Origin of the sequence: Nocardioides alkalitolerans DSM 16699 (assembly GCF_000426525.1) — a bacterium.
Classification (GTDB): Bacteria; Actinomycetota; Actinomycetes; order Propionibacteriales; family Nocardioidaceae; genus Nocardioides; species Nocardioides alkalitolerans.
Window position 1 is genome coordinate 905,528 of record NZ_KE384533.1, and the last position, 25,118, is coordinate 930,645.

The 25,118-nt window shown below is 73.9% G+C and carries 21 protein-coding genes; 14 read left to right on the forward strand and 7 right to left on the reverse strand.

Translation table 11 applies throughout. The annotated features are described in order from the left end of the window. Positions 1-58: 58 nt before the first annotated feature. Positions 59-1,579 carry a polysaccharide deacetylase family protein gene (locus tag K329_RS29970; protein ID WP_084541491.1) on the reverse strand — a complete coding sequence of 507 codons (1,521 nt, stop codon included), beginning with the start codon at positions 1,577-1,579 and terminating at the stop codon, positions 59-61. A gap of 143 nt (positions 1,580-1,722) precedes the next feature. On the opposite strand from K329_RS29970, the gene K329_RS0121170 reads away from it, so the two are divergent. Beyond that, entirely contained in the window at positions 1,723-2,346 is a 624-nt protein-coding gene (locus K329_RS0121170) for an ACT domain-containing protein (protein WP_043644358.1), read from the forward strand. Positions 2,347-2,535: 189 nt separating this feature from the next. Here the strand turns inward: K329_RS0121170 and K329_RS0121175 are convergent, their stop codons facing one another. Beyond that, a complete protein-coding gene (locus K329_RS0121175; protein WP_028474599.1) occupies positions 2,536-2,970 on the reverse strand; it encodes a nitroreductase family deazaflavin-dependent oxidoreductase in 435 nt (144 codons plus the stop codon). A gap of 103 nt (positions 2,971-3,073) precedes the next feature. Between K329_RS0121175 and K329_RS0121180 the strand changes: the two genes are divergently transcribed. The 4 genes from K329_RS0121180 (at position 3,074) to K329_RS28605 (ending at position 6,478) form a co-directional block, all read left to right on the forward strand. Further along, positions 3,074-3,763, forward strand: a complete 690-nt coding sequence (locus K329_RS0121180; protein ID WP_211225925.1) for an NAD-dependent deacylase — start codon at positions 3,074-3,076, stop codon at positions 3,761-3,763. A gap of 90 nt (positions 3,764-3,853) precedes the next feature. After that, entirely contained in the window at positions 3,854-4,717 is an 864-nt protein-coding gene (locus tag K329_RS0121185; RefSeq protein WP_028474601.1) for a hypothetical protein, read from the forward strand. Positions 4,718-4,814: 97 nt separating this feature from the next. Further along, entirely contained in the window at positions 4,815-5,744 is a 930-nt protein-coding gene (locus K329_RS0121190; protein ID WP_028474602.1) for a hypothetical protein, read from the forward strand. 53 nt (positions 5,745-5,797) lie between these two features. After that, on the forward strand, positions 5,798-6,478 hold the full coding sequence (locus K329_RS28605; protein WP_157571863.1) for a CPBP family intramembrane glutamic endopeptidase: 681 nt from the start codon (positions 5,798-5,800) through the stop codon (positions 6,476-6,478). A 23-nt stretch (positions 6,479-6,501) separates the two neighbouring features. Here the strand turns inward: K329_RS28605 and K329_RS0121200 are convergent, their stop codons facing one another. From K329_RS0121200 to K329_RS0121210, 3 genes are read right to left on the reverse strand one after another with little or no spacing between them, the layout of a single operon-like run. After that, positions 6,502-7,512: an NAD(P)H-binding protein gene (locus K329_RS0121200; RefSeq protein WP_052337196.1), complete on the reverse strand. Its 1,011-nt coding sequence runs from the start codon at positions 7,510-7,512 to the stop codon at positions 6,502-6,504. 42 nt (positions 7,513-7,554) lie between these two features. After that, positions 7,555-9,393 (reverse strand): ABC transporter ATP-binding protein, encoded by a 1,839-nt coding sequence (locus K329_RS0121205; RefSeq protein WP_084541492.1) that lies wholly within the window; start codon positions 9,391-9,393, stop codon positions 7,555-7,557. Next, a complete protein-coding gene (locus K329_RS0121210; RefSeq protein WP_052337197.1) occupies positions 9,390-11,138 on the reverse strand; it encodes an ABC transporter transmembrane domain-containing protein in 1,749 nt (582 codons plus the stop codon). The genes K329_RS0121205 and K329_RS0121210 overlap by 4 nt, the downstream gene beginning before the upstream one ends. Before the next feature lie 135 nt (positions 11,139-11,273). Here K329_RS0121210 and K329_RS31545 point away from each other — a divergent pair, with 135 nt between their 5' ends. Beyond that, entirely contained in the window at positions 11,274-12,140 is an 867-nt protein-coding gene (locus K329_RS31545) for a hypothetical protein (protein WP_211225926.1), read from the forward strand. A 6-nt stretch (positions 12,141-12,146) separates the two neighbouring features. Here the strand turns inward: K329_RS31545 and K329_RS28610 are convergent, their stop codons facing one another. After that, positions 12,147-12,530: a hypothetical protein gene (locus tag K329_RS28610; RefSeq protein WP_043644363.1), complete on the reverse strand. Its 384-nt coding sequence runs from the start codon at positions 12,528-12,530 to the stop codon at positions 12,147-12,149. Positions 12,531-12,591: 61 nt separating this feature from the next. Between K329_RS28610 and K329_RS29975 the strand changes: the two genes are divergently transcribed. After that, on the forward strand, positions 12,592-14,781 hold the full coding sequence (locus tag K329_RS29975; RefSeq protein ID WP_052337198.1) for a tetratricopeptide repeat protein: 2,190 nt from the start codon (positions 12,592-12,594) through the stop codon (positions 14,779-14,781). A 345-nt stretch (positions 14,782-15,126) separates the two neighbouring features. On the opposite strand, the gene K329_RS0121230 is transcribed toward K329_RS29975, so the two are convergent. Continuing rightward, the gene (locus K329_RS0121230; protein WP_028474607.1) at positions 15,127-16,134 is read right to left on the reverse strand and encodes a LacI family DNA-binding transcriptional regulator; all 1,008 of its coding nucleotides are present in this window, start codon (positions 16,132-16,134) and stop codon (positions 15,127-15,129) included. Between the two features lie 134 nt (positions 16,135-16,268). Here K329_RS0121230 and K329_RS28620 point away from each other — a divergent pair, with 134 nt between their 5' ends. From K329_RS28620 to K329_RS0121265, 7 genes are all read left to right on the forward strand, one after another. After that, a complete protein-coding gene (locus K329_RS28620; RefSeq protein ID WP_052337199.1) occupies positions 16,269-17,846 on the forward strand; it encodes a sugar ABC transporter ATP-binding protein in 1,578 nt (525 codons plus the stop codon). Next, positions 17,843-18,904: an ABC transporter permease gene (locus K329_RS28625; protein ID WP_245596637.1), complete on the forward strand. Its 1,062-nt coding sequence runs from the start codon at positions 17,843-17,845 to the stop codon at positions 18,902-18,904. Before K329_RS28620 ends, K329_RS28625 begins: the two co-directional genes overlap by 4 nt. After that, positions 18,904-19,977: an ABC transporter permease gene (locus K329_RS0121245; protein WP_028474608.1), complete on the forward strand. Its 1,074-nt coding sequence runs from the start codon at positions 18,904-18,906 to the stop codon at positions 19,975-19,977. The genes K329_RS28625 and K329_RS0121245 overlap by 1 nt, the downstream gene beginning before the upstream one ends. Before the next feature lie 100 nt (positions 19,978-20,077). Further along, positions 20,078-21,103 (forward strand): rhamnose ABC transporter substrate-binding protein, encoded by a 1,026-nt coding sequence (gene rhaS, locus K329_RS0121250; RefSeq protein ID WP_028474609.1) that lies wholly within the window; start codon positions 20,078-20,080, stop codon positions 21,101-21,103. 237 nt (positions 21,104-21,340) lie between these two features. Then, positions 21,341-21,769, forward strand: coding sequence for an L-rhamnose mutarotase (locus K329_RS28630; RefSeq protein WP_084541493.1), 429 nt, complete (start codon positions 21,341-21,343; stop codon positions 21,767-21,769). Next, a complete protein-coding gene (rhaI, locus tag K329_RS0121260; RefSeq protein ID WP_028474610.1) occupies positions 21,766-22,929 on the forward strand; it encodes an L-rhamnose isomerase in 1,164 nt (387 codons plus the stop codon). The genes K329_RS28630 and rhaI overlap by 4 nt, the downstream gene beginning before the upstream one ends. Positions 22,930-22,987: 58 nt before the next feature. After that, positions 22,988-25,027 (forward strand): bifunctional rhamnulose-1-phosphate aldolase/short-chain dehydrogenase, encoded by a 2,040-nt coding sequence (locus K329_RS0121265; RefSeq protein WP_028474611.1) that lies wholly within the window; start codon positions 22,988-22,990, stop codon positions 25,025-25,027. Positions 25,028-25,118 lie beyond the last annotated feature (91 nt).

Sequence of the window (25,118 nt, forward strand, 5' to 3'; positions counted from 1 at the left end):
GGCGAGCGGCGGACGGGCAGGTGGCTGGCGCGCGGGCGGCTGGAGGAGGAGCGGAGCCTCAGCCGACCGGGCGCTGGGTGTAGGTCGAGCCCGGCTCCACCTCGCCGAGCAGCTGGCTCACCGTCACCAGCGTGAAGCCGCGCTCGCGGAGCCCGGCGACGATCGCGGGCACCGCGTCGACCGTCGAGGTGCGCGTGTCGTGCAGGCGGATGATCGCGCCGGGCACCGCCGCGTCGACCGTGCGGGAGGCCACGACGGCCGGGTCGTCGACGGACCCGTCGTCCGGGTCGACCGACCACAGCACCTCGGCGAGGCCGGCCGCGGTCGCCCGGCGGGTCACGGCGTCGTCGGTGGCGCCGTACGGCGGACGGAACAACGTGGGCGTCACGCCGAGGGAGTCCTCGATGACGGTCGTGGTCCGGTCGATCTCGCGCTCGACGTGGGCGGAGGTGAGGCGGGTGAGGTTCTTGTGGTCCCACGTGTGCACGCCGACCTCGTGCCCGGCCACGGCGATGGCGCGCGCGGCCTCCGGGAAGGTGGCGACCTGCTGGCCGAGCAGGAAGAACGTGGCCGTGGCGTCGGAGGCGCCGAGCGTCGCGAGCAGGCGCTGCGTGTCCGCTCCCGGACCGTCGTCGAACGTCAGCGCGACGCACTGGAGAACGGCGCAGTCGACCGCGGGCTCGGACAGCGTCGCCCCCGGGCTCGTGCCCTCGCTGGGGAGGGCCTCCGTTGGTACGGCGACCGCCCCGGCGCCCGGCGCCGCCGGTGGGGTGCCGGGGTCGAGGAGGGAGTCGCGGGCCTGCTCGCCCAGGTCGGAGAGCAGGTCGTCGGTCTGGTCGACGGTGAGCACGACGGTGATGCGCCCCTCGCTGCCGGGCGCGACCTGGAACTCGTCGAACCCGACGAACAGCTCGCCGTTCTCGGTGAACGCGACGACGGGGGCGCCCGTGGCGAGCACGCCGGCGAGGCGCGCCGGGTCGACGGTCGGCTGGCCCTCCAGCGCCTCGGTGACGGCCTCCGCCAGGGCGTCGGCGTCGTCGACGAGCGCGGCGCCGGGCACGATCGTGCCGGCCTCGGCGTCGTACCAGGTCGTCGACCAGCTCTGCTCACGCCCGTCCTCGTCGACGACGTAGGTGTCGGCGAGCACGCCGACGACGGCGTCGTCGGAGCCCACGAGGCTCCACGTGCCGTTGAGCTCGGCGGTCGAACCGGCGGTGTCACCGGGCGGGGGCGGCGTGGTGGGCAGGTCGGGGTGCGCGGCGCGGTAGGCCGCGGTGCGGGCGGCGGCGTCCTCGCTCAGCGCGGCGTCGAGCACGGGGAGCCCGAGCTGGGGCCACGCGAGGTGCACCTCGGCGGCCTGGTCGCTGACGGTCTCGGTGGTCGCGCCGGCGGTCTGCTCGAGCACGGCGGGGTCGACGACGGCGGGGTAGGTGTCGACCGTGACCCGGGCCTCGTCGACCGGCGGCTGCGACGGCGCGAGCTCGTGCGGGTCGTCCGGAACGGTGGACGGGTCCGACGTGCAGCCCGCGAGCACGAGCGCGACGCTCGCGGCCCCGACGGCCATCAGTCGACGACGCATGCGTCAGCCCCCTGTGTGGATCGTGTGAGAAGTGCGCGCTCATCATGTCAGCCGGGTGTGAGGGCCGACTCGTGGCGTCATGGCACCCGGCGACCCCGTTGTGCGGATATCGTGTCGAGCCGGACCGACCCCGGGAGCCAGACATGCCATTCCTGCTGCGCGTCGAGCTGCCCGACGTCCCGGGCTCGCTCGGCCGGGTCGCGAGCGCGATCGGTGAGGCCGGTGGCGACATCGAGGCCATCGAGATCGTGGAGCACCGCGGCGACGGCACGGCGGTCGACGACGTGCTCCTCGAGACCGCGCCGGGGGCGATGCCCGACTCGATCGTCTCGGCCTGCAACGCCCTCGACGGCGTCCGGGTGGTGTGGATCAGCCGGTACGCCGCGGGCGGCAACCTCTTCCTCGACCTCGAGGCGGTGGAGGACCTCACGGCCCACCCCCACGAGGCCCTCGACCGGCTCGTCGACCTGCTGCCCGTCACGTTCCGCGCCGACTGGGGCGCGCGCGTGCGTCCGGGGGCCGACCTCCAGCACGCCGAGGTGCTGCACGCGACGGGCGCCGCGCCCGGCTCCGTCCGCTGGGCGACCCTGGAGCGCCCGACCCGCATCGACGCCCCCGGCGACGAGGTCAACGTGCTGTGCGGCGTGCCGGTGGACGACGAGCTGATCGTCGTCGGCCGCCGCGGCGGACCCGACTTCCTCGACTCCGAGCTGGCCCGCATGGGTCACCTCGTCGCGCTCGCGGTCTCCATCGCCCGCCAGGCCTGAGCCACCCCGCCGTACGGCGGGCGCCCCGGTCGGCCGGTCGGCTCGACCCGCCCGCGCACGGGTAACGCGGTGTCCAGGTCATTGCACACGCGTCACAACACGTGTGCAGTAGCTCGGACACCGCGTTACACCGGGGCGTGCAGGGGCACCCGGCCGGGCGGCGAGGTCGGCCCCCGCCGCCCGCGGGGCTCAGGCGGGCTCGAGGACGAACAGCGGGATCTGGCGGTCGGTCTTGGTCTGGTACTCGTCGTAGGCGGGCCACACCCGTACGGCGCGCTCCCACCAGGACGTGCGCTCGTCACCCTCGACGATCCTCGCGACGTACTCGCGCTTGTCGGGCCCGTCCTGCAGCTCGACGATCGGGTGGGCCACGAAGTTGGCGTACCAGGCGGGGTGCTCGGGGGCGCCGCCCTTCGACGCGACGGCGAGGTAGACCCCGTCGTGCTCGACCCGCATCACCGGGTTCTTGCGCAGCTTGCCCGAGGACGCCCCCACCGAGGTGATGACCACGACGGGCACCCCCTGGAGCGTGGTGCCCTCGGTGCCGCCCGACTTCTCGTACGTCTCGACCTGCTCGCGGACCCAGTCCGACGGGCTCGGCTCGTACTCTCCCTTGAGTGCCATGCCGCACAGAACACCACGCGCGCGCCCGGGATTCCAGGGGCGCCGCGTCCCGACGCGGGGACGACGTGCGCGGCGCCGTACGACGTAGGTCACAATGACCGCCATGCGCATCGTCGTGCTGACCGGGGCGGGCATCTCCGCCGAGTCGGGAGTGCCCACCTTCCGCGACTCCGACGGTCTGTGGGAGGGCCACCGGGTCGAGGACGTGGCGACCCCCGAGGCCTACGAGGCCCAGCCGTCGGTGGTGCAGGCCTTCTACGACGCGCGCCGCTCCGCGCTCGCCGACGTGGTGCCCAACCCGGCCCACCACGCGCTGGCCAAGCTCGAGGAGCACCTCGGCGACGACCTCCTCCTCGTCACCCAGAACATCGACGACCTGCACGAGCGCGCGGGCAGCACCCGCCTCGTGCACATGCACGGCGAGCTCAACTCCGCCCTCTGCGCGGCCTGCCGACGTCGTACGGCGTGGGTCGAGGGCCTCAGCGACTACCCGCCCTGCCCCGCGTGCGGCTCGTGCGAGCTGCGTCCCGACGTGGTCTGGTTCGGCGAGATCCCCTACCGCATGCAGGAGATCGAGGACGCGCTGGCCGAGGCCGACCTCTTCGTGTCGATCGGCACGTCCGGCGCCGTCTACCCGGCCGCGGGCTTCGTGCAGGTGGCCCGCGCGTACGGCGCCCACACGCTCGAGCTGAACCTGGTGCCGAGCGAGGGCCGCTCCATGTTCCACGAGGCGCGCCACGGGATGGCCGGCCAGATCGTGCCCGCCTGGGTCGACGAGCAGCTGCTGCGCTGAGACGGCTCCGTCCGGCTCCCGGACGGTCGCTGGTACGGACCGGTCGTCCCCGTCGGTGACGGATCGGCGCGACGCTCGTTGGGGGCGGGTGTGAGCACCAGGAGCATCCCCCCGGGCCCCTCCGCACCCACGCGTACGACGGTCCGCGGCCCCCTCCTGCGCCGCGCCGCCCACGGGCTGGCGGTCGCCGCGCTCGGCCTCGCGGCGCTCAGCGGGTGCAGCAGCGAGGAGCCCGCCGCCGCGGCCGAGGGCGAGCCCGTCGCCGGCGCCGGGGTGGACGACAGCCCCGCCGCCGCCCAGCGGTTCGCGGGCCTGCCGGCGGACTCGATCGCGGCCGCCGCGCTGGCCGACATGGCCGATGTGCGCAGCCTGCAGGCGCGGGTGCGCACGACCCACGACGGCCTCGAGGTGGAGGCCGACGTGGCGGTCGACGGGGAGTCCGACTGCGTGGGCACGGTCCGGGTCGGCGACGGCAGCGTCGAGGTGCTGCGCATCGGCGGCCTCGTCTACGCCCGGTTCGACCAGCCGCTGCTCGAGGCGCTCGGCCACGGGACCATCGCCGCGGCCGCGATCGTGGAGCGCACCGCCGACCGGTGGGTCGCGCTCGACGTCGCCTCGGGCCTCACCGACGTCGCCCTCGCCTGCCAGGCGGCGGTCGAGGCGCTCGGCGGCCAGATCTTCGCGGGCGGCACCGACAGCAGCGCCGCCGCGCTGGAGGTCGGCCCGCTCGAGACCCTCGCCGGCACCCACGTGGTGCAGGTCAGCCGCACCTCCGACCTCGGCACGACCACGGCCTGGGTCGGGGCCGCCGGCGACCACCGCTACGTGCAGGTGCTGGCGCCGCGCGACGGGCGCGCCCTGGTGGTCGACCAGCTGGTGTACGACGCCCCGGTCACCGTCCCGGACCCCGACGAGCGGGGCGTCGTGCCCTCCTCCGAGGTGGGTCTCAGCTGAGGCGTCGTACCGGCCGCCGGGTCTGGGGTCCGGCGGTACGGTCTGCCAGGGCGCGTCGGTGTGACGCGTCGCACGACGGACGTCGATCGGAGCGCGCGTGTTGAAGGACCCGAACCCGGACGACCCGACCACGGAGCCGGCGGAGACCACCGAGCCCGCTGAGGCCGCCAGCACCACGAAGGCCTCCGACGAGCGCGCGGAGACCACGACGACGCCCGGCGCCGTGACGCTCACCAAGGGCGGCGTCTCCGCGCCGAGGCGTGCCGGCGGCCGACGCCTCGTCGCGGCCGCCGTCGCGGCTGTCGTGGTGGTGGGCGGTGCGCTCGTCGTCTGGCAGGTCACGAGCGGCGACGACGGCGACGGGGAGGCGGCGGAGGAGAACGGCCTCGCGTCGGAGTCGATCGAGGAGATCGGCACCCAGGTCAACGCCGCGATGTCGGACCTCACGTCGGTGCACCTCGTGGTCGACCGCGGCACCGGACCGTCCAACCTGCAGATCGACCTCCGCATCAACGACGCCGGCGAGTGCGAGGGCGAGTTCACCGGCGGCGGTGTCACCGCCGAGATCCTCAGCGCCGACGACCGGGTCTTCCTGCGCCCGGACGCCGGCTACTGGTCAGCCTCCGGGCTGAGCGCCGAGGCGGCCGCCGAGATCGTCGCCACGGCCGACGGCCGATGGATCGAGGGCTCGTCGGACCCCGGCACCTCCAGCCTCCTGGGCATCTGCACCGACGGCGTCTCGACCCTCGCCGGCGACGAGTTCGACCCGGCCACCTTCGCCGACGCCGGGTGGACCGTCGGCGAGGAGGGCGACGTCGACGGCGAGCCGGCGCTGGCGCTCGACAAGGCCGGTACGACGACCGCCTGGATCGCCACGGAGGGCACCCCGTGGATCCTGCTGGCCGAGTCGTCGGGCGAGAACGCCGGCACCGTCCGCTTCAGCGAGCACGACGAGGCCTTCGACTTCGAGGTGCCGGCGGACGACGAGATCGTCTCCGAGGAGGAGCTCCTCCCGGCCGTGCAGTGACGGCTCGTTCCGAGGGGTGAACCCGCGTGGGGGGCCTCCGTAGTGTGGGCCGCATGGTGACGCGGCAGCAGCTGACGACCGTCGGCGTCGCCGTCGTCGGCGCGACGATCCTCGGGTTCCTGCTCCGGGTCGACCCCGGTTCGACGACGTTCTACCTGCTCACCCTCCTGCTCGCCGGGGTGTGGACGGTCGGCGGTTTCCTGGCCGGTCCGGTGCACCTCGGTCGGGTCGGGCCGCTGCTCCCGGCCCGCAAGGAGGCGCCCACCAGCGCCGCGGGCATCACCGAGCCGGAGCCGCCCCCCGGCGTACGCCCCTGGCTCGGCCCGTTCGTGCTCGGCCTCGCGCTCTCCGCCCTCTTCGTGGTGGGCGGCTTGGTGGTGCGCGAGATCGGGCCGCTGGCCGACGCGGTGCGCGGCGTGCTCGGCTACGCCTCCGACACCCCGCTCGTGCTCATCGTGGCCGTCACGGCGATCAACGGGGTCGCGGAGGAGATCTTCTTCCGCGGTGCCCTCTACGACGCGGTGCCGCACCACAAGGAGATCGTGACGACGCTCGTCTACGCCGTCGCCACCCTCGCGACGGGCAACCCGATGCTGGCGTTCGCGGCCCTGCTCATCGGCTACGTGACGGCGCACCAGCGGCGCATCACGGGCGGCATCCTCGCGCCCGCGCTCACCCACATCACGTGGTCGGTGAGCATGCTCTTCATCCTGCCGGCGCTCTTCGGGGTCTGATCCCGACCGCCCCGGTCAGGAGGTCAGGCCGGGGTCTCGCCGGTCGATCCCGACCGGGCGGCCGCCTCGGCGTCGGCGGACTGGGCCGCGAGGTCGTCGGCCTGCTCCTGGGCGCGCTCGGCGAGCGCACGGCGCACGGCCTCGGCGTACGACAACGGCTCGCCCGGCACGATGTCGCGGATCGAGTGGTCCTTCACGACCACCTCCGTGCCCATCGAGTCGACGAGGTTGCGACTGGTCATGCGGTCGACGTCGGTGACGAAGGCCAGCCAGTACGACGAGAGCCGCGGCGTCAGCACGGGCACCGGGACGATCGGCGGCGCGTGCCCCTTGGCGACCTTGGAGGCCTCGCGCAGCATGCCGATGTAGTCGAGCTGGTCGGGACCGCCGATCTCGAAGACCCGGTCGACGGCGTCCTCGTGGTCGGCGACGCCGACGAGGTAGCGCACCACGTCGTCGACGGCGATGGGCTGCGTGCGCGTCTTCACCCAGCGCGGGGCCACCATGGCGGGCAGGCGGTCGACGAGCTGGCGGGTGATCTCCCACGAGATGCCGCCGTGGCCGACGACGATCGCGGCGCGCAGCACGGTCACCGGCACGCCGGACTCGCCGAGCAGCTTCTCGACCTCGCGGCGCGAGCGGAGGTGGGGGGAGAGACCGTCGGCCTCGTCGCCGAGCCCGCCCATGTAGACGATCTGGCGGACGCCCAGGGCGGCTGCGGCCTGGCTGAACGCCCGGGCCGCCTCGGCGTCCTTGCGCTCGAAGTCGCCGGAGTCGAGCGAGTGCACCATGTAGTAGGCGATGTCGATGCCGGTGAGCGGCTCGGCCAGCGTGGCGGCGTCGGAGACGTCGCCGAACACCGGCGTGCCGGCGCCCTCGTAGGTGTCGGGGTTGCGGGTCATCGCCCGCACGTCGAAGCCCGCGTCGAGCAGCGCGGGGGCCAGTCGGCGGCCGATGAAGCCCGAGGCGCCGGTGACGAGCACACGGACGCGCTCGGTGCTGGGCTGGTCAGCGCTCGAGCTCGGGGAGGTCACCGCTCCAGCATGCCCGGTGGGTGGGCGCAGCGCAGCGACGACTCACCCGCGCCAGGCCGCCCAGAGCCGGGCGTAGACGCCGTCGGCCGCGACGAGCTCGGCGTGCGGCCCCGCCTCGACGACGCGGCCCCCGGCCATGACGAGCACCCGGTCGGCGGTCTCCGCCTGGGTGAGGCGGTGGGCGATGGTGAGCGTGGTGCGGCCGTCCGTCACGGCGGTGGCGGCGCGCTCCAGCTCGCGGGCGCCCGCCGAGCCCGCCTCGGCGGTGGCCTCGTCGAGCACGACGACGGAGGGGTCGGCAAGCTCGACCCGCGCCAGCGCGAGGTGCTGCGCCTGCGCCGTGGTGAGCGGGGTGCCGCCCTCGCCGACCACGGTGTCGAGCCCGGACGCCTCCTCGCCGCCGTGGCCGCCCAGCGCCCGCACCCAGCCGGCCGCACCGAGCCGCTCGAGCACCGACCAGAGCCGGGCGTCGTCGGCGTCGTCCGTCACGAGCGTGAGGTTGTCGCGCACGGTGCCGGCGAACACGTGCACCTCCTGCGTGACGAGCGCGACCGGTACGTCGCCGCCCCGCGCCGCCAGCACGTCGGCCAGCGGCACGCCGTCGATCCGCACGTCGCCGGCCGCCGGGTCGATGCGCCCGGCGACGATCTGGCCGAGCGTCGACTTGCCGGCCCCCGTCGCCCCGACGACGGCGACCCGCTCGCCGGGCTCGACGACGAGGTCGACGTCGGCGAGCACCCAGCGGTCCCCGTCGTACGCGTGCCCGACCCCGCTGATCTCGAGGCGGGCGGTGGCGGGGCGTCGTACGTCGGGGCGCGCGACGGCCACGGGCATGTCGGCCACCCCGGCCAGGCGCGTCATCGACGCGCCGGCGGACTGCACCTCGTCGAACACCATGAGGATGACGCCGAGCGGGTTGAAGAGGCGGTGGAAGAAGAGCGCCGCGGTGGTCACTGCGCCGACGGTCACGGGGGTGCCGAGGTCGCCGCGCACCAGGAAGAAGCCGGTGCCCAGCACGAGCAGCAGGCCGATCAGCTCGGAGCGGTTGGTGCGGGCGCCGAAGCGGTTGAGCAGGTCGACGACGCGCAGGTAGAGGTTGGCGGCCTGCCACGACGACGCCGAGACGCGGTCGCGGTGGGTGCCGCCCAGCCCGAAGGCGCGCAGCGTGGCGCTGCCGTGGATGGCGGTGACGAGGGCCTGGGCGCGGGCGCCGTTGGCCTCGCGCTCGGCGCGGTAGATCGGGCCCGAGCGGGGGAGGTACCAGCGCAGTCCGAGCGCGTAGAAGGGCAGCGTCGCGAGTCCGGCGAGCCCGAGGCGCCAGTCGAGCGCGAACAGGCCGACGCCGGTGAAGACGATCGCGACGAGCGAGCGCACCAGCAGCGGCACGATCTGGTTGAGGGCGTCGGTGAGCACGCGGACGTCGTCGCCGACGCGCGAGAGCAGGTCGCCCTCGCCGGCCGCCTCGACGCGCTGGTGGTCGAGGTGGAGGGCACGGTCGAGCACGTCCTCGCGCAGCCCGGCCAGGGCGGGCTGGCCCGCGCGGGCCAGGAACGTGACGGAGGCGGTGGTGGCGACCAGCTCGACGAGCGCGGCCACGACGATCGCCGCGGCGCCCCACCACACGACCTCGCGGGCGTCGGTGGCGGCGTCGGAGGTGACGGCGTCGACGATGCGGCCGAACACGACCGGCGCCACGAGCCCCGCGGCCCCGGAGAGCGCGAACATGAGGCCGGCGACCGCCAGCGGACGCCGGTGCCCGGCGAACGCCAGCCAGGCGCGACGGGCGGCGGCCCGGGCCGTGGCCACGGGCAGCAGGTCGGGAGCGTGGGGGTCCTTCCCCGGCTGCCCGGGCTGCCCCTGCTGCTGCTGCTCGGCGCTCATCGGAGCACCGCCCGGGCGTAGGTCGCGTCCTCTACGAGGGTCGCGTGCGTGCCGCTGGCGACGACGCGGCCCTCGCGCACGTGGACGACCCGGTGTGCCTGCGCGAGCAGGGCGGGGCTGGAGGTGAGCACGACCGTGGTGCGCGCGTCGCCGTCGGGCCGGTCGGCGTGCCGGAGCCGGGTGAGGCCCTCCGCGATGCGCACCTCGGTGACGGCGTCGACCGCGGTGGTGGGGTCGTCGAGCACGAGCACCGGCGGGTCGGCGGCCAGGGCACGGGCCAGGGCCACGCGCTGCTGCTGCCCGCCCGAGAGCGTGGTGCCGTTGGCGGCGACGAAGGTGGCCAGGCCGTCCTCGTGCAGCCCCACGACCTCGTCGGCCGCCGAGGCCGTGAGCACCGCCTCGAGCCGGTCGGCGGGCAGGTCGCCCGTGGGGTCGATGTTGCTGACGAGCGTGCCCTCGAAGAGGTCCACGCGGTGCGACGGGGCCAGCAGGTGACGGCGGCGGACGGCGCCGCTCAGCGCGGCCACCTCGACGGGCCCGAGGCGTACGGCGCCCGCGGTCGCCGCGGTCTCGGTGCGCAGCAGGGCGAGCAGCGTGGCGGAGACGGCGGGGTCGTCGACGACGACGCCGACCAGCTCTCCGGGGGCGGCGTGCAGGTCGAGCCCGCGCAGCGGTCCGGCGGTGACGCCGTCGAGGGTCAGGACCGGCGCGCCGCCGAGGGCCTCGACCTCGCCGTGGGTCTCGAGGGGGTCGGTGGCGAGGAAGTCGACGACGCGGGTCGCCGACGCGCGCGACGAGGCGAGGGCCGCGATGAGGGCGGCGCACATCTGCAGCGGCTCGGCGAGGAACTGGGCGAGCCCGACGACGGCGATGAGCTCGCCGATGGTGAGCCGGCCGTCGGCCGCGCCCAGGCCCGCCAGCAGGGCCACGACGGCGAGGAAGACCATCGACGCGCCGGCGGTCACGCCGTACAGGAGCCCCTCGGAGCGTGCCGTCGCGACCCCGGCCCGCGCGGCCTCGCCGCTGGCGACGCGGTAGCGGGAGAGGGCGACGTCCTCCGCCGCGACGCCCTTGAGCGGGCGCAGGCCGGTGACGAGGTCGGTGGCCAGGCCCGAGGCGCGGGCGATGCGGGCCTGCGCGACGGTGGTACGGCGCCCGAGGCTCGGCGCGATCGACTGGGAGAGCAGCAGGACGGTCGGCATGCCGACGGCGACGACGAGGCCGAGCACGAGGTCGATGCGCACGAGCAGCGCGACGGCCACGACCAGGCCGCACACGGCGGCGCACGCCTGCGCCACCTGGCGCACCACCTGCGTCGCGACCTCCGCGTCGCCCGTGGCGAGGGCCAGCACCTCGCCCGGGAGGCGGCCGGTGCGGGCGCCGTCGGGGGCCAGCACGTGGTCGGCGACCTCGGTGCGGATGCGGTGGGTCTCGGTCTGCATGACGCGGACGGCGAGGCGGGAGCCGAAGCGGTAGGAGTAGCTGAGCACCACGAAGAGGAGCGAGAGCCCGACGGCCGAGAGCAGCAGGTTGCGCAGGTCGCCGGTCGCGACGGCCCGGTCGATGACCAGGCCGATCGCCACCGGGACGAGGGCCTCGCAGACCTGCCACGTCGAGATGAGCGCGAACGAGGCGGCGAGGCGACGGCGGTGCCGGTTCAGCGTGCGGCGCAGCAGCGCGCCGCCGGTCGGGACCGGCGCGGCGGGCCCGGGACCCGGGTCGGGGAAGGGGCCGTACTCACGCATGGCGGCGGGTGCGGCTGACGGGACCACCGGCGGAGAACGACACGGAGGTGAGGGTAGCCTTACCGACCGCTCCGACACTCGTCGGCGTCGTGCGCCGCGGCGGAACCCCCGGGCGCTGGCGGCCGTCGTACCCCCATGACGCGACGAGGGGGACCGGCGGCCGTGCTGCCCGTGACCGTGCTGGGGCTGGCGCTCGCGCTCGGCGGCTGCGGCGGGGGAGCCGCGGGGACCGGGGGGACGGGCGACACTGGTGGGACCGGCAACCGGGAGGCGGCGGTGCCGACCGAGGTCGTGGTGGCCGAGCGGGTCGACGACGACCTCCGCGGCCGGCCCGGCGACGACGACCCGGTGGAGGTGCGCGCGGGCGACGACCTCCGGCCCGAGCTGGCCGACGTCGACCTGCCGGACCTCGCGGCCGGCGACCGCCGGTTCCAGCTCGTCGCCGACACGTGCTCCGTGGCGGGCGACCCCTTCCTCACCGCCGACCACGGCCGGATCGGCATCGGCTTCCCCGAGGAGGACACCGGCGTGGCCTGCGCGCAGGCCGAGCTGGTCGCCTTCGTGCTCGACGTCGCGGCCGACGACCTCCCCGCGGTCCTCGCCGAGGTGCGGCAGGACCGGGAGGTGCCGCTCGACGTCGACGCGCCCGGCCCGCTCGCGCCCGACCGCCCGGCGGTCGAGATCACCGCGCCCGTCACGCTGGTGGTGACGCAGGAGTCGGAGTGGGACGACGTCGAGGTGGCGGCGCCACCCCCGTCGTACCGGCGCTTCGCCTGGCTGCTGCCGCAGTGCACGGACACCCGGGGCAGCGGCGACGTGGGCCGGTCGCCCGTGACGTACGTCGAGGTCGACGGCGACCGGGTCGGCGCGCGCCGCGACGGTGCGGGGGTCGGGTACACCTGCGACCCGGACGACCTGCGCCTGTTCGTGGTCGACCTGCGGGCCGAGGACCTGCCGGCCCAGGTGGAGGTCGTCGCGGCGACGACGCCGGACGAGGGGTGAGCGTGCTCAGTAGTCGGCGGGCCACCAGCTGCCGGTCGTTCCCGTGGGCTCCACGCTGACACGCTGGCCCGCCGACAGCAGGACGCCGAGGTAGTCGGCCCGCACCATGCGGACCTCCACCTGGGCGCCCCCGGCTGCGCGCAGCTCCGTGTGCTCCTTGCCGACGAGGATCACCTCGGTGCCGCGGGCCAGGGTGGAGGCAGCGGCGGTGCTGAGCGGGAAGGGCACCTCGACGTGGTGGGTGGTCGGCGTCGGGTGCGCGACCCAGTCGCCGCGCAGGTAGGCGCCGGTGCGCTCGACCACCGTGAAGCGCACCGACGCACCGCGCGGGGCGTCGGGGACCTCCTCAGGGTCCTGGGCGACGGTTCCGGTGACGGTGCGGATGCGCATCTGCTCTCCTGGGTCGGGTGAGGAGGTTTGGTCGAGCTGGCCAGGGTCCATTCTGGGTCTCGTGCCCGACGCCTCCTGGACCACCGCCCACCCCCACCTCGCCGCGACGGCCGCCCGGCTGCTGGACGTCGACGGCGAGACCGTCCGCACCCACAGCCGGTTCGAGGGCGGGGTGGCCCACGTCTGGACCCCCGGTCGGGGTGGCGCGCAGGCCGTCGTCGGCCCCGACGGGTCGGCGTACGTGCGGGAGTCGAGCCTCAGCGCGGCCGAGCTGCGGCAGGCGTACGCCGGGGGTGCCCGGACGTCCGCCGAGACGCTGGCCCAGCGGCCCGTGAACCACGCCGCGTCGGCGGTCGCGTCCATGATCGGTGTCCTGCGCGGCAGCCCCGTCGCGCCGGCCACCCCCACCGGACCCTCGGAGGCCCAGCTCGCCACCCTCGTCGGGCGCCCGCTGCAGCAGACCACCCCCGAGGAGATCGCCGCCCGGGTCGCGGCCGGCGGCGACGGCACCTACCTCCTCGTCGGCGTCGACCGCGCGCAGGGCCCCGGGCACTGGTACGTCGCGCTCGCCGCCGAGGGCGGGGTGGTTGCGCTCGACCCGATCGCGAACGCCCGGCTCGCGTGGCCCCCGCCGGCCGCGGACGCCGCTCGCTGGTGGGCCGACGGCGCACCCTCCGCCGTCGTGGTCGAGGCCGACGCGCACGGGACCCGGGTCTGGGCGACGGTCCCGGCGACCTACGCCGCCCACGGCCAGGACCTCGTCGACGCCTGGGCCCGCCAGCCCGCCGACCGCATCGCCGACGGCAAGGGCGTCTGGTACGGCTTCTGGTGGACCTCGCTCAGCCGCAGCACCCAGGGCGGCGGCCTGCGGATCGCGGCGCTCGACCTGCGCCAGCCCGGTAACGTGCCCGTCTGGGACGTCGCGCCCGCCCTCGAGGTCATGCACCAGCAGAAAGAGATGTGCGCCTTCTGCCGCGTCGGCCGCCAGTCGGTCAACTTCCTCACCACCCTCACCGTCGAGGAGGGCGCGCTCGACCTCGACGACGTCCACCTCGTGCGGCGCGAGCCCGCCGGCGAGCTCGACTCCGGCTGGTACGTCGGCCGCTCGGCCACGCCGTCGGGCGCGACCACCACGGTGACCGGCCGCGACCTGTGGGCCCGTCGCCCCGAGCTCGCGCGCTACCTCGGGCTGCCCGTCGGCTTCGCGGTGCTGTGGGCGTCGGGCCAGACCTGGTGGATCCGCAACGCCGACGGCGTCGTCGTCTGGGACAAGTCAGGCGCGGCCCCCGCGCCGGCGGCGGCTCCCGCCGTACCCGCTGCGGCGACCGCTTCGGCCGCGGCGGGGCAGTCGCAGGGCTCGGCGTACGACGAGGCCGCCGTCGCCCTCGCCGACCCGGCGAGCAGCTCGGAGACCCTGCTCGCGGCGGCCCGGCGCCTGCGGGGCGCGTTCCAGCGCTTCGACCACGGGCTCGGCCTGCTGCCGCGCGACGCGGCGCAGGTCATGGTGGAGGCCTGGACCCGCGCCGGGACCGCCGACGCGTGGATCGACCTCGGCGACTGGCACCGACGCCCCGAGGAGGGAGCGGCCGACCCCGAGAGCGCCGTGGCGGCGTACCGCCGGGCCGACGACCTCGGGTCGCGCGAGGGAGCGATGCGATGGGTGCGCGAGGCCTACTTCGCGGGTCTGGCGGACGAGCGCGACGCGGCCGCGCGCCGCATCGACCGGCTGACGGAGGACGATCCCACCGGCGCCGCGCACGTGCTGCGCGGGTGGATGCGGTTCAAGGGCTACGGGTTCCCGCAGGACGCGGTCGCCGCAGCCGCCGACCAGCAGACCGCGGCGTTCCGCGGCAACGCCGACGCCCACTTCGAGCTGTCGGTGCTCTACACCAGCGGCCGCGGCGTGCGGCTCGACGAGCGCCTCGCGCTCGACCACCTCAAGCAGGCGGCGAACGCGGAGCACCCCCGCGCGGTCTACAACCTCGCCGTCCACTGGGCGACCGGCCGCGGCCTGCCGCGGGACTCCGTCCGGGCCCTCGGCCTCTACCTCCAGGCGGCCGACCTCGGCCACGGCGAGGCCGCGTTCACGGCCGCCGTCATGGTGCTCACCGGCGACGGCGCCCCCGTCGACCCGGTCCGTGCCGCCTCGCTCCTCGAGTTCGCGCAGGAGCTGGGCTTCGACGCCGAGACCCGCGCCGCCGCCCTGCCGGGGGCGCTGGGGGAGCGGGTGCGCGCGGCATTGCACGGCTAGGCCGACGGACGGTCGGGCGTCGCGGAGGGTGGCGGACGGGCCGTCGATCGGAGTGTGGCGGACGGGCGCATCGCCGAGGGGTCGGATGGCGCATCGGTCCGCCACGGTGGGCGCCCGGGTCGAACCGTCGGCGTGAGTGTGGCGGACGCCTGTGCCAAGGGCGCCGCCGGAGCCGCATCGGTCCGCCACGCTCGATCACTGTCTCGGCCGAGCGCCCGCCGTACGGCGTGAAGCCCTCGACGCGCCTGGTGCGTCAGATCTTTCGCGGGGTCCGGCCCGGCCGCGCGCCCGCCGTACGGCGTGAAGCCCTCGACGCGCCTGGTGCGTCAGATCTTTCGCGAGCCCTCAGCCGCTGGACGACTGCCGCACGACCAGCTCCGGCTCGAGCACGATGTGCTCCACCGTCGAGCCAGTCGGGTCGGCGATGACGTCGAGGAGGCGCGTCGTGGCGGCGCCGCCCATGGCGACGGCCGGCTGGCGCACCGACGTGAGCGGGATGGCCGCCGCGGCGGCGAACTCGATGTCGTCGTAGCCGACGATCGCGACGTCGTCGGGCACGCGCACCCCGGCCATGATGAGCGCCTGCAGCGCGCCGAGGGCGATGAGGTCGTTGGCGGCGAAGATCGCGTCGGGGCGCTCGGCGGCCGGCAGCTCGAGGAGGCGTCGGGCGCCGATGCGGCCGGCCTCGACGTCGAGGGTGGGGCCGTCGAGGTGGACGATCTCGCCGGCGCCGAACTCCTCGACGGTGCGACGGGCCGCGCCGATGCGGTGGCTGATCTGGCTGAGGCTGGCGGGTCCGCCGACGAAGGCGATGCGGCGGCGGCCGACGTCGAGGAGGTGCTGGGTGGCGAGGCGTCCGCCGAGGTCGTCGTCGACGGAGACCGAGGAGAACTCCGAGGCACCCGTCTTGCGGTCGACGACGACGATCGCGGTGCCGCGGTCGCGCAGGCGTCGGAGCCGGTCGAGCACCTGGCCGGCCGGCGTGACGAGCACGCCGGAGAGCCGCTGCTCGGCGAAGAGGTCGAGGTAGGCGATCTCGCGGGCGTGGTCCTGGCCGCTGTTGGCGAGCACCAGGGGGCGCCCGACCTCGGCGAGCTTCGCCTCGACCCCGCCGGCGACCGCGGTGAAGAACGGGTTGGCGATGTCGAGCACGATCATGCCGATGGAGGCGTTGGTGCCGCGCCGCAGCTGGCGGGCGGCGTCGTTCGGCACGAAGCCCAGCTCGGCGATGGCGGAGAGGATGCGCTCGCGCGTGGAGGGCGAGACCTTCTCCGGGTGGTTGAGCGCGTTGGAGACGGTTCCGGGGGACACACCAGCCAGGCGGGCGACGTCACGCACCTGGGCCTGAGGCATGGCCGGGACGTTAACACGATTCAATCTCAGTGGTTGACAGGCTCGTGACCCCCGTCATAGGTTGCGTGACGCCGCTCATATTGAAACGATTTAACGGCGGCGCGAGAGCCCCCAGAACCCGAGGAAGCGATCCCATGTCCGACACCCCGTCCACGCCCTCGGCACCGGCCACCCCGGTGCTCGAGATGGCCGACGTGCGCAAGTCGTTCGGCCCGGTCGCGGCCCTGCGCTCCGGCACCATGACGGTCGAGTCCGGCTCCATCCACGCCCTCGTGGGCGAGAACGGCGCCGGCAAGTCCACGCTCGTCAAGATCGTCGCCGGCGTGCACCGCCGCGACGGCGGCACGCTCCGCTTCGAGGGCGCGGACGTCGACTTCACGTCGACCGCCGAGTCCAAGGGCGCCGGCATCGCCGTGATCTACCAGGAGCCGACGCTCTTCCCCGACCTCTCGGTCACCGAGAACATCTTCATGGGCCGCCAGCCCCTCGGTCGCGGCCGTCGCATCGACCGCGCCGCGATGCTGAAGGAGACCACCGAGATCTTCGAGCGTCTCGGGGTCGACATCGACCCGCGCCGCCCGGCGCTCGGCCTCTCCATCGCCGACCAGCAGATCATCGAGATCGCCAAGGCCATCTCGCTCGACGCGCGCCTCCTCATCATGGACGAGCCGACCGCCGCGCTCAGCGGCGTCGAGGTCGAGCGCCTCTTCGCGGTGGCCCGCAGCCTCCGCGACGAGGGTCGCGGCCTCGTCTTCATCTCGCACCGCTTCGAGGAGGTCTTCGCCCTCTGCGACCGCGTCACCGTGATGCGCGACGGGGCGTACGTCGCCACGACCGACATCGCCACGACCACCCCCGACGCGATCGTCGAGATGATGGTCGGTCGCGAGGTCGGCGAGCTCTTCCCCAAGACGGTCGCCACCATCGGCGAGCCCGTGCTCGAGGTCCGCGGCCTCCGCTCCGCCGGCACCTTCCGCGACATCTCCTTCGACGTGCGCGCCGGTGAGATCGTCGGCCTGGCCGGCCTCGTCGGCGCCGGGCGCAGCGAGATCGCGCGGGCCGTCTTCGGGGTCGACGCGTACGACGCGGGCACCGTCACGATGCGCGGCAAGAAGGTGCGGCCCCGCCGCCCGCGTGCCGCCATCGCCGCCGGCATGGCGTTCGTGCCCGAGGACCGCCGCAAGCAGGGCCTCGTCGTCGACGCCTCCGTCGCGCGCAACGTCGCCAGCGTGATCCGCCGCCAGCTCAGCTCGCTCGGCCTGCTCACGGGCCGCGCCGAGAACAAGGCGTCGGGCCCCTGGGCCGGTCGCCTCGAGGTGAAGACCAACGCGCTCGACATGGCCGCCACCACGATGAGCGGCGGCAACCAGCAGAAGGTCGTCATCGCGAAGTGGCTCGCGACCGAGCCCCAGCTGCTGATCATCGACGAGCCCACCCGCGGCATCGACGTCGGCACCAAGGCCGAGGTCCACCGCCTGCTCTCCGACCTCGCCGGCCAGGGCCTCGCGATCCTGATGATCAGCTCCGAGCTGCCCGAGGTGCTCGGCATGGCCGACCGCGTGCTCGTGGTGCGCGAGGGCCAGATCACCGCCGAGCTCGACCGCACCGAGGCCACCCCCGAGTCGGTCATGAAGGCCGCGACCGCGGGCGCCGTACCCACCGAGCTCACCCCCGTGCTGCCGGACGCTCTCCTGAAGGAGGTGGGCGCGTGAGCGCCACCCTGACCAAGTCGGCACCCACCCCGGGTGCCGGCGGCGGTACGCCGGGCCGCGGCGCCGCCGTGCGCGGGGCTCTCGGCGGCGCGCTGCGCTCCCGCGAGATCGCCGTCGCCGTCGTGCTGCTCGTCGTCGTCGCCGTGGCGACGGTGCGCAACGACAGCTTCCTGCTGTCGGCCGACGGGTGGCGCGACCTGCTGCTGACCCCGTCGATCCTGCTGCTGCTCGCCGCGGGCCAGATGATGGTGATCGTCACACGCAGCGTCGACCTCTCGGTGGGCTCGACCATGGCGCTGACGGCCTACCTCACGGGCCGCCTCTTCATCGACGTGCCGGGCATCCCGATCATCGTCGTGGTGCTGGCCGGCGTCGCGCTCGGCGCGGTCCTCGGCCTGGTCAACGGTGTGCTCGTGGCCTACGGCCAGGTGCCGGCGCTCGTCATCACGCTCGGCACGATGTACGTCTACCGCGGCATCATGCTCACCTGGGCCGGCAGCGACCGGATCAACGCGGGCGACATGCCCAGCGGGTTCCTCGCGCTCGGCACGAAGCAGGTCCTGACGATCCCGCTGCTCACGATCGTCGCGGTCGCGGTGGTGGCCGTCGTCGGCTACTACCTGCACACCGCGCGCTCCGGCCGCGAGCTCTACGCCATCGGCTCCGACCCCGACGCCGCGAAGCTCTACGGCCTCAAGGTGCCGACCCGCGTGCTCACCGCGTTCGTGCTCTGCGGCGCCCTCGCCGGTCTCGCCGGCGTGGTCCACGCCGCCCGCTACGGCACCGTCAGCTCGGGCGTCGGCAACGGCATCGAGCTGCAGGCCGTCGGCGCCGCGGTCATCGGCGGCGTCGCGATCTTCGGCGGCAGCGGCACGGTGTGGGGTGCGGCCATCGGCGCGGTCCTGCTCGTCACGATCAACCGGGCCCTGCCGATCCTCGGCATCCCCGACTTCTGGCAGCGCGCCGTCGTCGGTGCCCTCATCCTCGGCGCCGTCGTGCTCGACCGGGTGCTCGCGCTCCGCCAGTCACGCAAGTACGACGAAGAGAGGGAAGGCTGATGTCCGCCTCCACCCCCACCAAGACGCCGCTGACGAAGCGGCCCGCCGGCGGCGGTGACGGCTCGGCGCGCACCTACGCGTCGTACGCCCGCCCCGCCTGGCAGCGCCTGCTGCTCACCCGGGAGACCGCGATCATCGCGCTCCTCGTGGTGGTGCTCGTCTGGGCGAACGTCAACGTGCCGAACTTCGACGGTCCGCTGACGGTCTACTACCTCTTCCTCGACCTCATGCCGATCCTGCTGATCGCGCTGCCGATGACGCTCATCATCATCACCGGCGAGATCGACCTGTCGGTGGCGAGCACCGTGGCGCTCACCAGCGCCTTCACCGGGGTGCTGTTCACCGACGCGGGCTTCTCGTTCCCGGTCGCGGCGCTCGCCGCCATCGCGATCGGCGCGGTCTGCGGGGCCTTCAACGGCTTCCTCGTCGGGTACGTCGGGCTGCCCTCCCTCGCCGTCACCATCGGCACGCTCGCGCTCTACCGCGGCATCGCGGTGGGCCTGCTCGGCACCGAGGCGAAGACCGGCTTCCCGGACGAGTGGGCCGACCGGGTCACCGACCGCATCGGCGAGACCAGCTACCCGCAGGGGCTCGTGGTCTTCCTCGTGCTCGCGGTCGTCTTCGCCCTGCTGCTGCACTTCTCCTCGTTCGGCCGCGGCGTCTTCGAGATCGGGCTCAACGACGAGGCGGCGCGCTTCAGCGGCGTCGACGTCGCCCGCACCAAGCTGGTGCTCTTCATGCTCGCCGGCGCCGTCTCCGGACTGGCCGGCGTCTACTACACGCTCCGCTTCGACCTCTCCCGCGGCGACTCCGCCACGGGCATGGAGCTGCAGGTCATCGCCGCCGTGCTCCTCGGCGGGGTGTCCATCTTCGGTGGCCGCGGTGCGCTGCACGGCGTCATCGCGGGCGTCCTGCTCATCGGGGTCATCGCCAGCGCGATGCGCCTCGAGGGCCAGACGCAGAACGTCACCAACATCGTCACGGGCGTGCTCCTGATCGCGTCCGTGATCATCCCCCGCTTGCTCTCCTGGGCCTCGGGGCGTCTGCCCAGGAGAACCAGAGGCGACACATAGGCGGAGCGCGGCTCCCGCTGCGCCACCCCCCTCAGCGCCTCCAGCAGGTCTCGACCGCCGCGACCTGCGTCGTCCACAGCACCACCGAAAGGGAAGAACGATGAAGTTCCACTCGAAGCGCGCCACGACCCTCGTGGCCCTCACGCTCGCCGCCAGCGCCGCCCTGACCGCCTGTGGCGGCGACGACGGCGGTAGCGGCGGCGGTGGCGGCGACGACGCCACGATCACCTTCCTGCCCAAGAACCTGGGCAACCCGTACTTCGACGCGTCGAGCACCGGCGGCCAGAACGCCGTCGACGCCTTCGGTGGCTCCTTCGAGGAGGTCGGCCCGACCGAGGCGACCCCCGACGCGCAGGTGCCGTTCATCAACACGGCCGCCCAGCAGGGCGTCGGCGCGCTGGTCATCTCGGCCAACGACCCGACCGCCCTGGGCGACGCGCTCGAGGAGGCGCGTGACGCCGGCGTCAAGGTCGTCACGTTCGACTCCGACGTCGACGCCGAGTACCGCGACGTCTTCATCAACCAGGCCTCCGCCGAGGGCATCGCCAAGGCGCAGGTCGACCTGGTCGCCGAGCAGATCGGTGGCGAGGGCGAGGTCGCGATCCTCTCGGCCGCGGCCAACGCCACGAACCAGAACGCCTGGATCGACCTGATGGAGGAGGAGCTGGCGGCCAGCTACCCCGACATCGAGCTCGTCGAGACCGTCTACGGCGACGACGACGACCAGACCTCGTTCGACAAGACGGCGGCGCTGCTCCAGACGCACCCGAACCTCAAGGGCATCATCTCGCCCACCACGGTCGGCATCGCCGCCGCGGCGCGCTACCTCTCCACGTCGGACTTCAAGGGCCAGGTCGCGCTGACCGGTCTCGGCACGCCCGACCAGATGCGCCCGTTCATCGAGGACGGCACCGTCACGGCCTTCGCGCTGTGGAACCCGGAGGAGCTCGGCTACCTCGCGGCCTACGCCGCCCACGCCCTGATCGACGGTGACATCACCGGCGAGGAGGGCGACACCTTCGAGGCCGGCGACCTGGGCGAGTACACGGTCGGCGAGAACGGCGAGGTCATCCTCGGCGAGCCCACCGTCTTCAACGCCGACAACATCGACGACTTCAGCTTCTGAGGCGTCGGCACCAGCCGCACCACGTGGTCGACCAGCCCTGACCGGTCGACCCGCACCACCAGCACGACCCGCACCACCAGCACGACCCGCAGCACCGGCACCGCCCGGCACCCCTGAGCGGCTGTGGCGCCTCCGACGACCTCGGAGGCGCCACGGCCCCCGGCCGCGAGCCGCAGGTGCGTGCCGCGGGAGTCGTGATTAAATCGATTCAATACCCCCCACGTCTGAGAGGTCCCGATGGAGCGCGTCTGCTTCCAGCTGCAGGTGAAGCCGGACCGGATCGACGAGTACCGCCGCCGTCACGCCGCCGTGTGGCCCGACATGCTCGAGGCCCTGCACGAGGCCGGCTGGCACAACTACTCGCTCTTCCTGCGGGCCGACGGCCTGCTGGTCGGGTACGTCGAGATCGCCACCTCCATCGCCGAGGCCCAGGCCGCCATGGCCGCCACCGAGGTCAACGCCCGCTGGCAGGCCGAGATGGGGGAGCTGTTCGTCGACCTCGACGGCGCGGCCCCCGACACCGGCTTCCTCCGCCTCGAGGAGGTCTTCCACCTGGAGGACCAGCTCGCGGCCCCCCGCACCGGCACCACCCCGACCAGCACCACCACCAGCGCCCCGTCGCCCGCCGACGCCGCGTCCCGCCGTACCGATGGAGTTCCCTCATGACCAGCTTCGCCGACATCACCCCCCAGCTCGAGCGGCTGGCCATCGAGGTGCCTTCGTGGGCCTACGGCAACTCGGGCACCCGCTTCAAGGTGTTCGGCTCGGCCGGCACGCCCCGCACCGTGCACGAGAAGATCGCCGACGCCGCGACCGTGAACCGGTTCACCGGTCTCGCGCCGGCCGTGGCCCTGCACATCCCGTGGGACCTGGTGGACGACTTCGGTGCCCTGCGCGCCTACGCCCAGGACCTCGGCATCGAGCTCGGCACGGTCAACTCGAACACGTTCCAGGACGACGACTACAAGCTCGGCGCCCTGACGCACACGGACAAGAAGATCCGCCAGAAGGCGATCGACCACCACTTCGAGTGCATCGACGTCATGGACGCCACCGGCTCGCGCGACCTCAAGGTCTGGCTCGCCGAGGGCTCGAACTACCCGGGCCAGGCCGACATGCGCGGCCGCCAGGACCGCCTGCACGAGTCGCTCGCCGCGATCTACGAGCGCATCGGCGCCGACCAGCGCCTCGTGCTCGAGTACAAGTTCTTCGAGCCGGCCGTCTACCACACCGACGTCCCGGACTGGGGCACGTCGTACGTGCAGGTCAGCGCCCTCGGCGAGCGCGCCGTGGTCTGCCTCGACACCGGCCACCACGCGCCGGGCACCAACATCGAGTTCATCGTCATGCAGCTGCTGCGGCTCGGGAAGCTCGGCTCGTTCGACTTCAACTCCCGCTTCTACGCCGACGACGACCTCATCGTCGGCGCGGCCGACCCGTTCCAGCTGTTCCGGATCCTCGTCGAGGTCATCCGCGGCGGCGGGCTCGACGAGGGCTCCCCGGTCGCGCTGATGCTCGACCAGTGCCACAACATCGAGAAGAAGATCCCCGGCCAGATCCGCTCCGTGCTCAACGTGCAGGAGATGACGGCCCGGGCCCTGCTGCTCGACCGCGAGGCGCTCGCCGCCGCCGAGGCGGCCGGCGAGGTGCTCGACGCGCACGAGATCTTCATGGACGCGTTCTCCACCGACGTGCGCCCCGCGCTCGCCGAGTGGCGCGAGTCGCGCGGCCTGCCGGCCCACCCGATGAAGGCCTACGCCGCGGACGGCTACCAGGAGCAGATCGAGACCGAGCGCGTCGGCGGCACCCAGGCCAGCTGGAACTGACACCCCGCTCTCCCTTCCTGACCACCCACACCCTCACCACCCAGAGGACGCACCCGAGATGACCGATCTCACCCCCGCCCAGCAGCTCGTCGCCCGGTCCAACCGGCTCGGCGCCGACCCGAAGAACACCAACTACGCCGGCGGCAACACGTCCGCCAAGGGCACCGAGACCGACCCGGTCACCGGCCAGCCGGTCGAGCTGCTGTGGGTCAAGGGCTCCGGGGGCGACCTCGGCACGCTGACCGAGAAGGGCCTGGCCGTGCTGCGGCTCGACCGCATGCGCGCGCTCGTCGACGTCTACCCGGGCCTCGACCGCGAGGACGAGATGGTCGCCGCGTTCGACTACTGCCTCCACGGCAAGGGCGGCGCCGCGCCGTCGATCGACACGGCCATGCACGGCCTCGTCGACGCGCCCCACGTCGACCACCTGCACCCCGACTCCGGCATCGCCATCGCGACCGCCGCCGACGGCCCGTCGCTCACGCAGCAGGCCTTCGGCGACAAGGTCGTGTGGGTGCCGTGGCGCCGTCCCGGCTTCCAGCTCGGTCTCGACATCGCCGAGATCAAGGAGAAGAACCCGCAGGCGATCGGCTGCATCCTCGGCGGCCACGGCATCACCGCGTGGGGCGACACCTCCGAGGAGGCCGAGGCCAACTCGCTGTGGATCATCGACACCGCCGCCGCCTACATCGCGGAGCACAGCAAGGCCGAGCCGTTCGGTCCCGCGCTCGAGGGGTACGGCGCACTGGCCGCCGACGAGCGTCGCGCCAAGGCCGCCGCGCTGGCCGGCACGATCCGCGGCATCGCGTCCGCCGACCGCCCGATGGTCGGCCACTTCACCGACGCCGACGTCGTGCTCGACTTCCTGGCCTCCGCCGAGCACCCGCGCCTCGCCGCGCTCGGCACCTCGTGCCCCGACCACTTCCTGCGCACCAAGGTCAAGCCGCTCGTGCTCGACCTGCCCTCCGACGCCTCCGTCGAGGACGCCAAGGCGCGGCTCAAGGAGCTGCACACGGCCTACCGCGAGGACTACCAGGGCTACTACGACCGCAACGCCACGCCGGACTCCCCGGCGATCCGCGGCGCGGACCCGCTCATCGTGCTCGTGCCCGGCGTCGGCATGTTCAGCTTCGGCAAGGACAAGCAGACCGCCCGCGTCGCCGGCGAGTTCTACGTCAACGCCATCAACGTGATGCGCGGTGCGGAGGGCCTCTCGACGTACGCCCCGATCGACGAGTCGGAGAAGTTCCGCATCGAGTACTGGGCGCTCGAGGAGGCCAAGCTCCAGCGCATGCCGAAGCCCAAGCCGCTCGCCTCGCGCATCGCCCTCATCACGGGTGCCGCCGGCGGCATCGGCAAGGCCACGGCGAAGAAGCTCGCCGCCGAGGGCGCCTGCGTCGTCATCGCCGACCTGGACCTGGAGAAGGCCCGGGCCGCGGCCGCCGAGATCGGTGGCGCCGACGTCGCCCTCGGCGTGGCGGCGGACGTCTCCGACGAGGTCGCCGTGCAGGCGGCGCTCGACGAGGCCGTGCTCGCGTTCGGTGGTGTCGACCTCGTCGTCAACAACGCCGGGCTCTCGCTCAGCAAGTCGCTGCTCGACACCACGGGCGAGGACTTCGACCTCCAGCACCGCGTGATGGCGAAGGGCTCGTTCCTCGTCTCCAAGGCGGCGGCGCGGGTGATGATCGACCAGGAGATGGGCGGCGACATCATCTACATCTCGTCGAAGAACTCCGTCTTCGCCGGCCCGAACAACATCGCCTACTCGGCCACGAAGGCGAACCAGGCCCACCAGGTGCGGCTGCTCGCCGCCGAGCTCGGCGCCCACGGCATCAAGGTCAACGGCGTGAACCCGGACGGCGTCGTCCAGGGCTCCGGCATCTTCGCCAGCGGCTGGGGCGCGAACCGCGCCGCCGTGTACGGCGTGGAGGAGAAGGACCTGGGCAAGTTCTACGCCCAGCGCACCATCCTCAAGAAGGAGGTGCTGCCGGAGCACATCGCCAACGCGGTCTACGTGCTCTGCGGTCCCGACATGACCCACACGACGGGCCTCCACGTGCCCGTCGACGCCGGCGTCGCGGCAGCGTTCCTGCGCTGACGCGCCCGGTGGTCGAGGGTCGCCAGGCCGTCCCGGGGCCACCCCGCCCCCGGGCGTGGCCTCGAGACGCTCGCTGCGCTCGCTCCTCGAC

What these genes read in the sequence shown, in the direction of transcription:
- K329_RS29970 (WP_084541491.1), bottom strand. Translation starts at nt 1,579, where the DNA reads ATGCGTCGTCGACTGATGGCCGTCGGGGCCGCGAGCGTCGCGCTCGTG.
- K329_RS0121170 (WP_043644358.1), top strand. Translation starts at nt 1,723, where the DNA reads ATGCCATTCCTGCTGCGCGTCGAGCTGCCCGACGTCCCGGGCTCGCTC.
- K329_RS0121175 (WP_028474599.1), bottom strand. Translation starts at nt 2,970, where the DNA reads ATGGCACTCAAGGGAGAGTACGAGCCGAGCCCGTCGGACTGGGTCCGC.
- K329_RS0121180 (WP_211225925.1), top strand. Translation starts at nt 3,074, where the DNA reads ATGCGCATCGTCGTGCTGACCGGGGCGGGCATCTCCGCCGAGTCGGGA.
- K329_RS28605 (WP_157571863.1), top strand. Translation starts at nt 5,798, where the DNA reads ATGGTGACGCGGCAGCAGCTGACGACCGTCGGCGTCGCCGTCGTCGGC.
- K329_RS0121205 (WP_084541492.1), bottom strand. Translation starts at nt 9,393, where the DNA reads ATGAGCGCCGAGCAGCAGCAGCAGGGGCAGCCCGGGCAGCCGGGGAAG.
- K329_RS0121210 (WP_052337197.1), bottom strand. Translation starts at nt 11,138, where the DNA reads ATGCGTGAGTACGGCCCCTTCCCCGACCCGGGTCCCGGGCCCGCCGCG.
- K329_RS31545 (WP_211225926.1), top strand. Translation starts at nt 11,274, where the DNA reads ATGACGCGACGAGGGGGACCGGCGGCCGTGCTGCCCGTGACCGTGCTG.
- K329_RS28610 (WP_043644363.1), bottom strand. Translation starts at nt 12,530, where the DNA reads ATGCGCATCCGCACCGTCACCGGAACCGTCGCCCAGGACCCTGAGGAG.
- K329_RS0121230 (WP_028474607.1), bottom strand. Translation starts at nt 16,134, where the DNA reads ATGCCTCAGGCCCAGGTGCGTGACGTCGCCCGCCTGGCTGGTGTGTCC.
- K329_RS28620 (WP_052337199.1), top strand. Translation starts at nt 16,269, where the DNA reads ATGTCCGACACCCCGTCCACGCCCTCGGCACCGGCCACCCCGGTGCTC.
- K329_RS0121245 (WP_028474608.1), top strand. Translation starts at nt 18,904, where the DNA reads ATGTCCGCCTCCACCCCCACCAAGACGCCGCTGACGAAGCGGCCCGCC.
- rhaS (WP_028474609.1), top strand. Translation starts at nt 20,078, where the DNA reads ATGAAGTTCCACTCGAAGCGCGCCACGACCCTCGTGGCCCTCACGCTC.
- K329_RS28630 (WP_084541493.1), top strand. Translation starts at nt 21,341, where the DNA reads ATGGAGCGCGTCTGCTTCCAGCTGCAGGTGAAGCCGGACCGGATCGAC.
- rhaI (WP_028474610.1), top strand. Translation starts at nt 21,766, where the DNA reads ATGACCAGCTTCGCCGACATCACCCCCCAGCTCGAGCGGCTGGCCATC.
- K329_RS0121265 (WP_028474611.1), top strand. Translation starts at nt 22,988, where the DNA reads ATGACCGATCTCACCCCCGCCCAGCAGCTCGTCGCCCGGTCCAACCGG.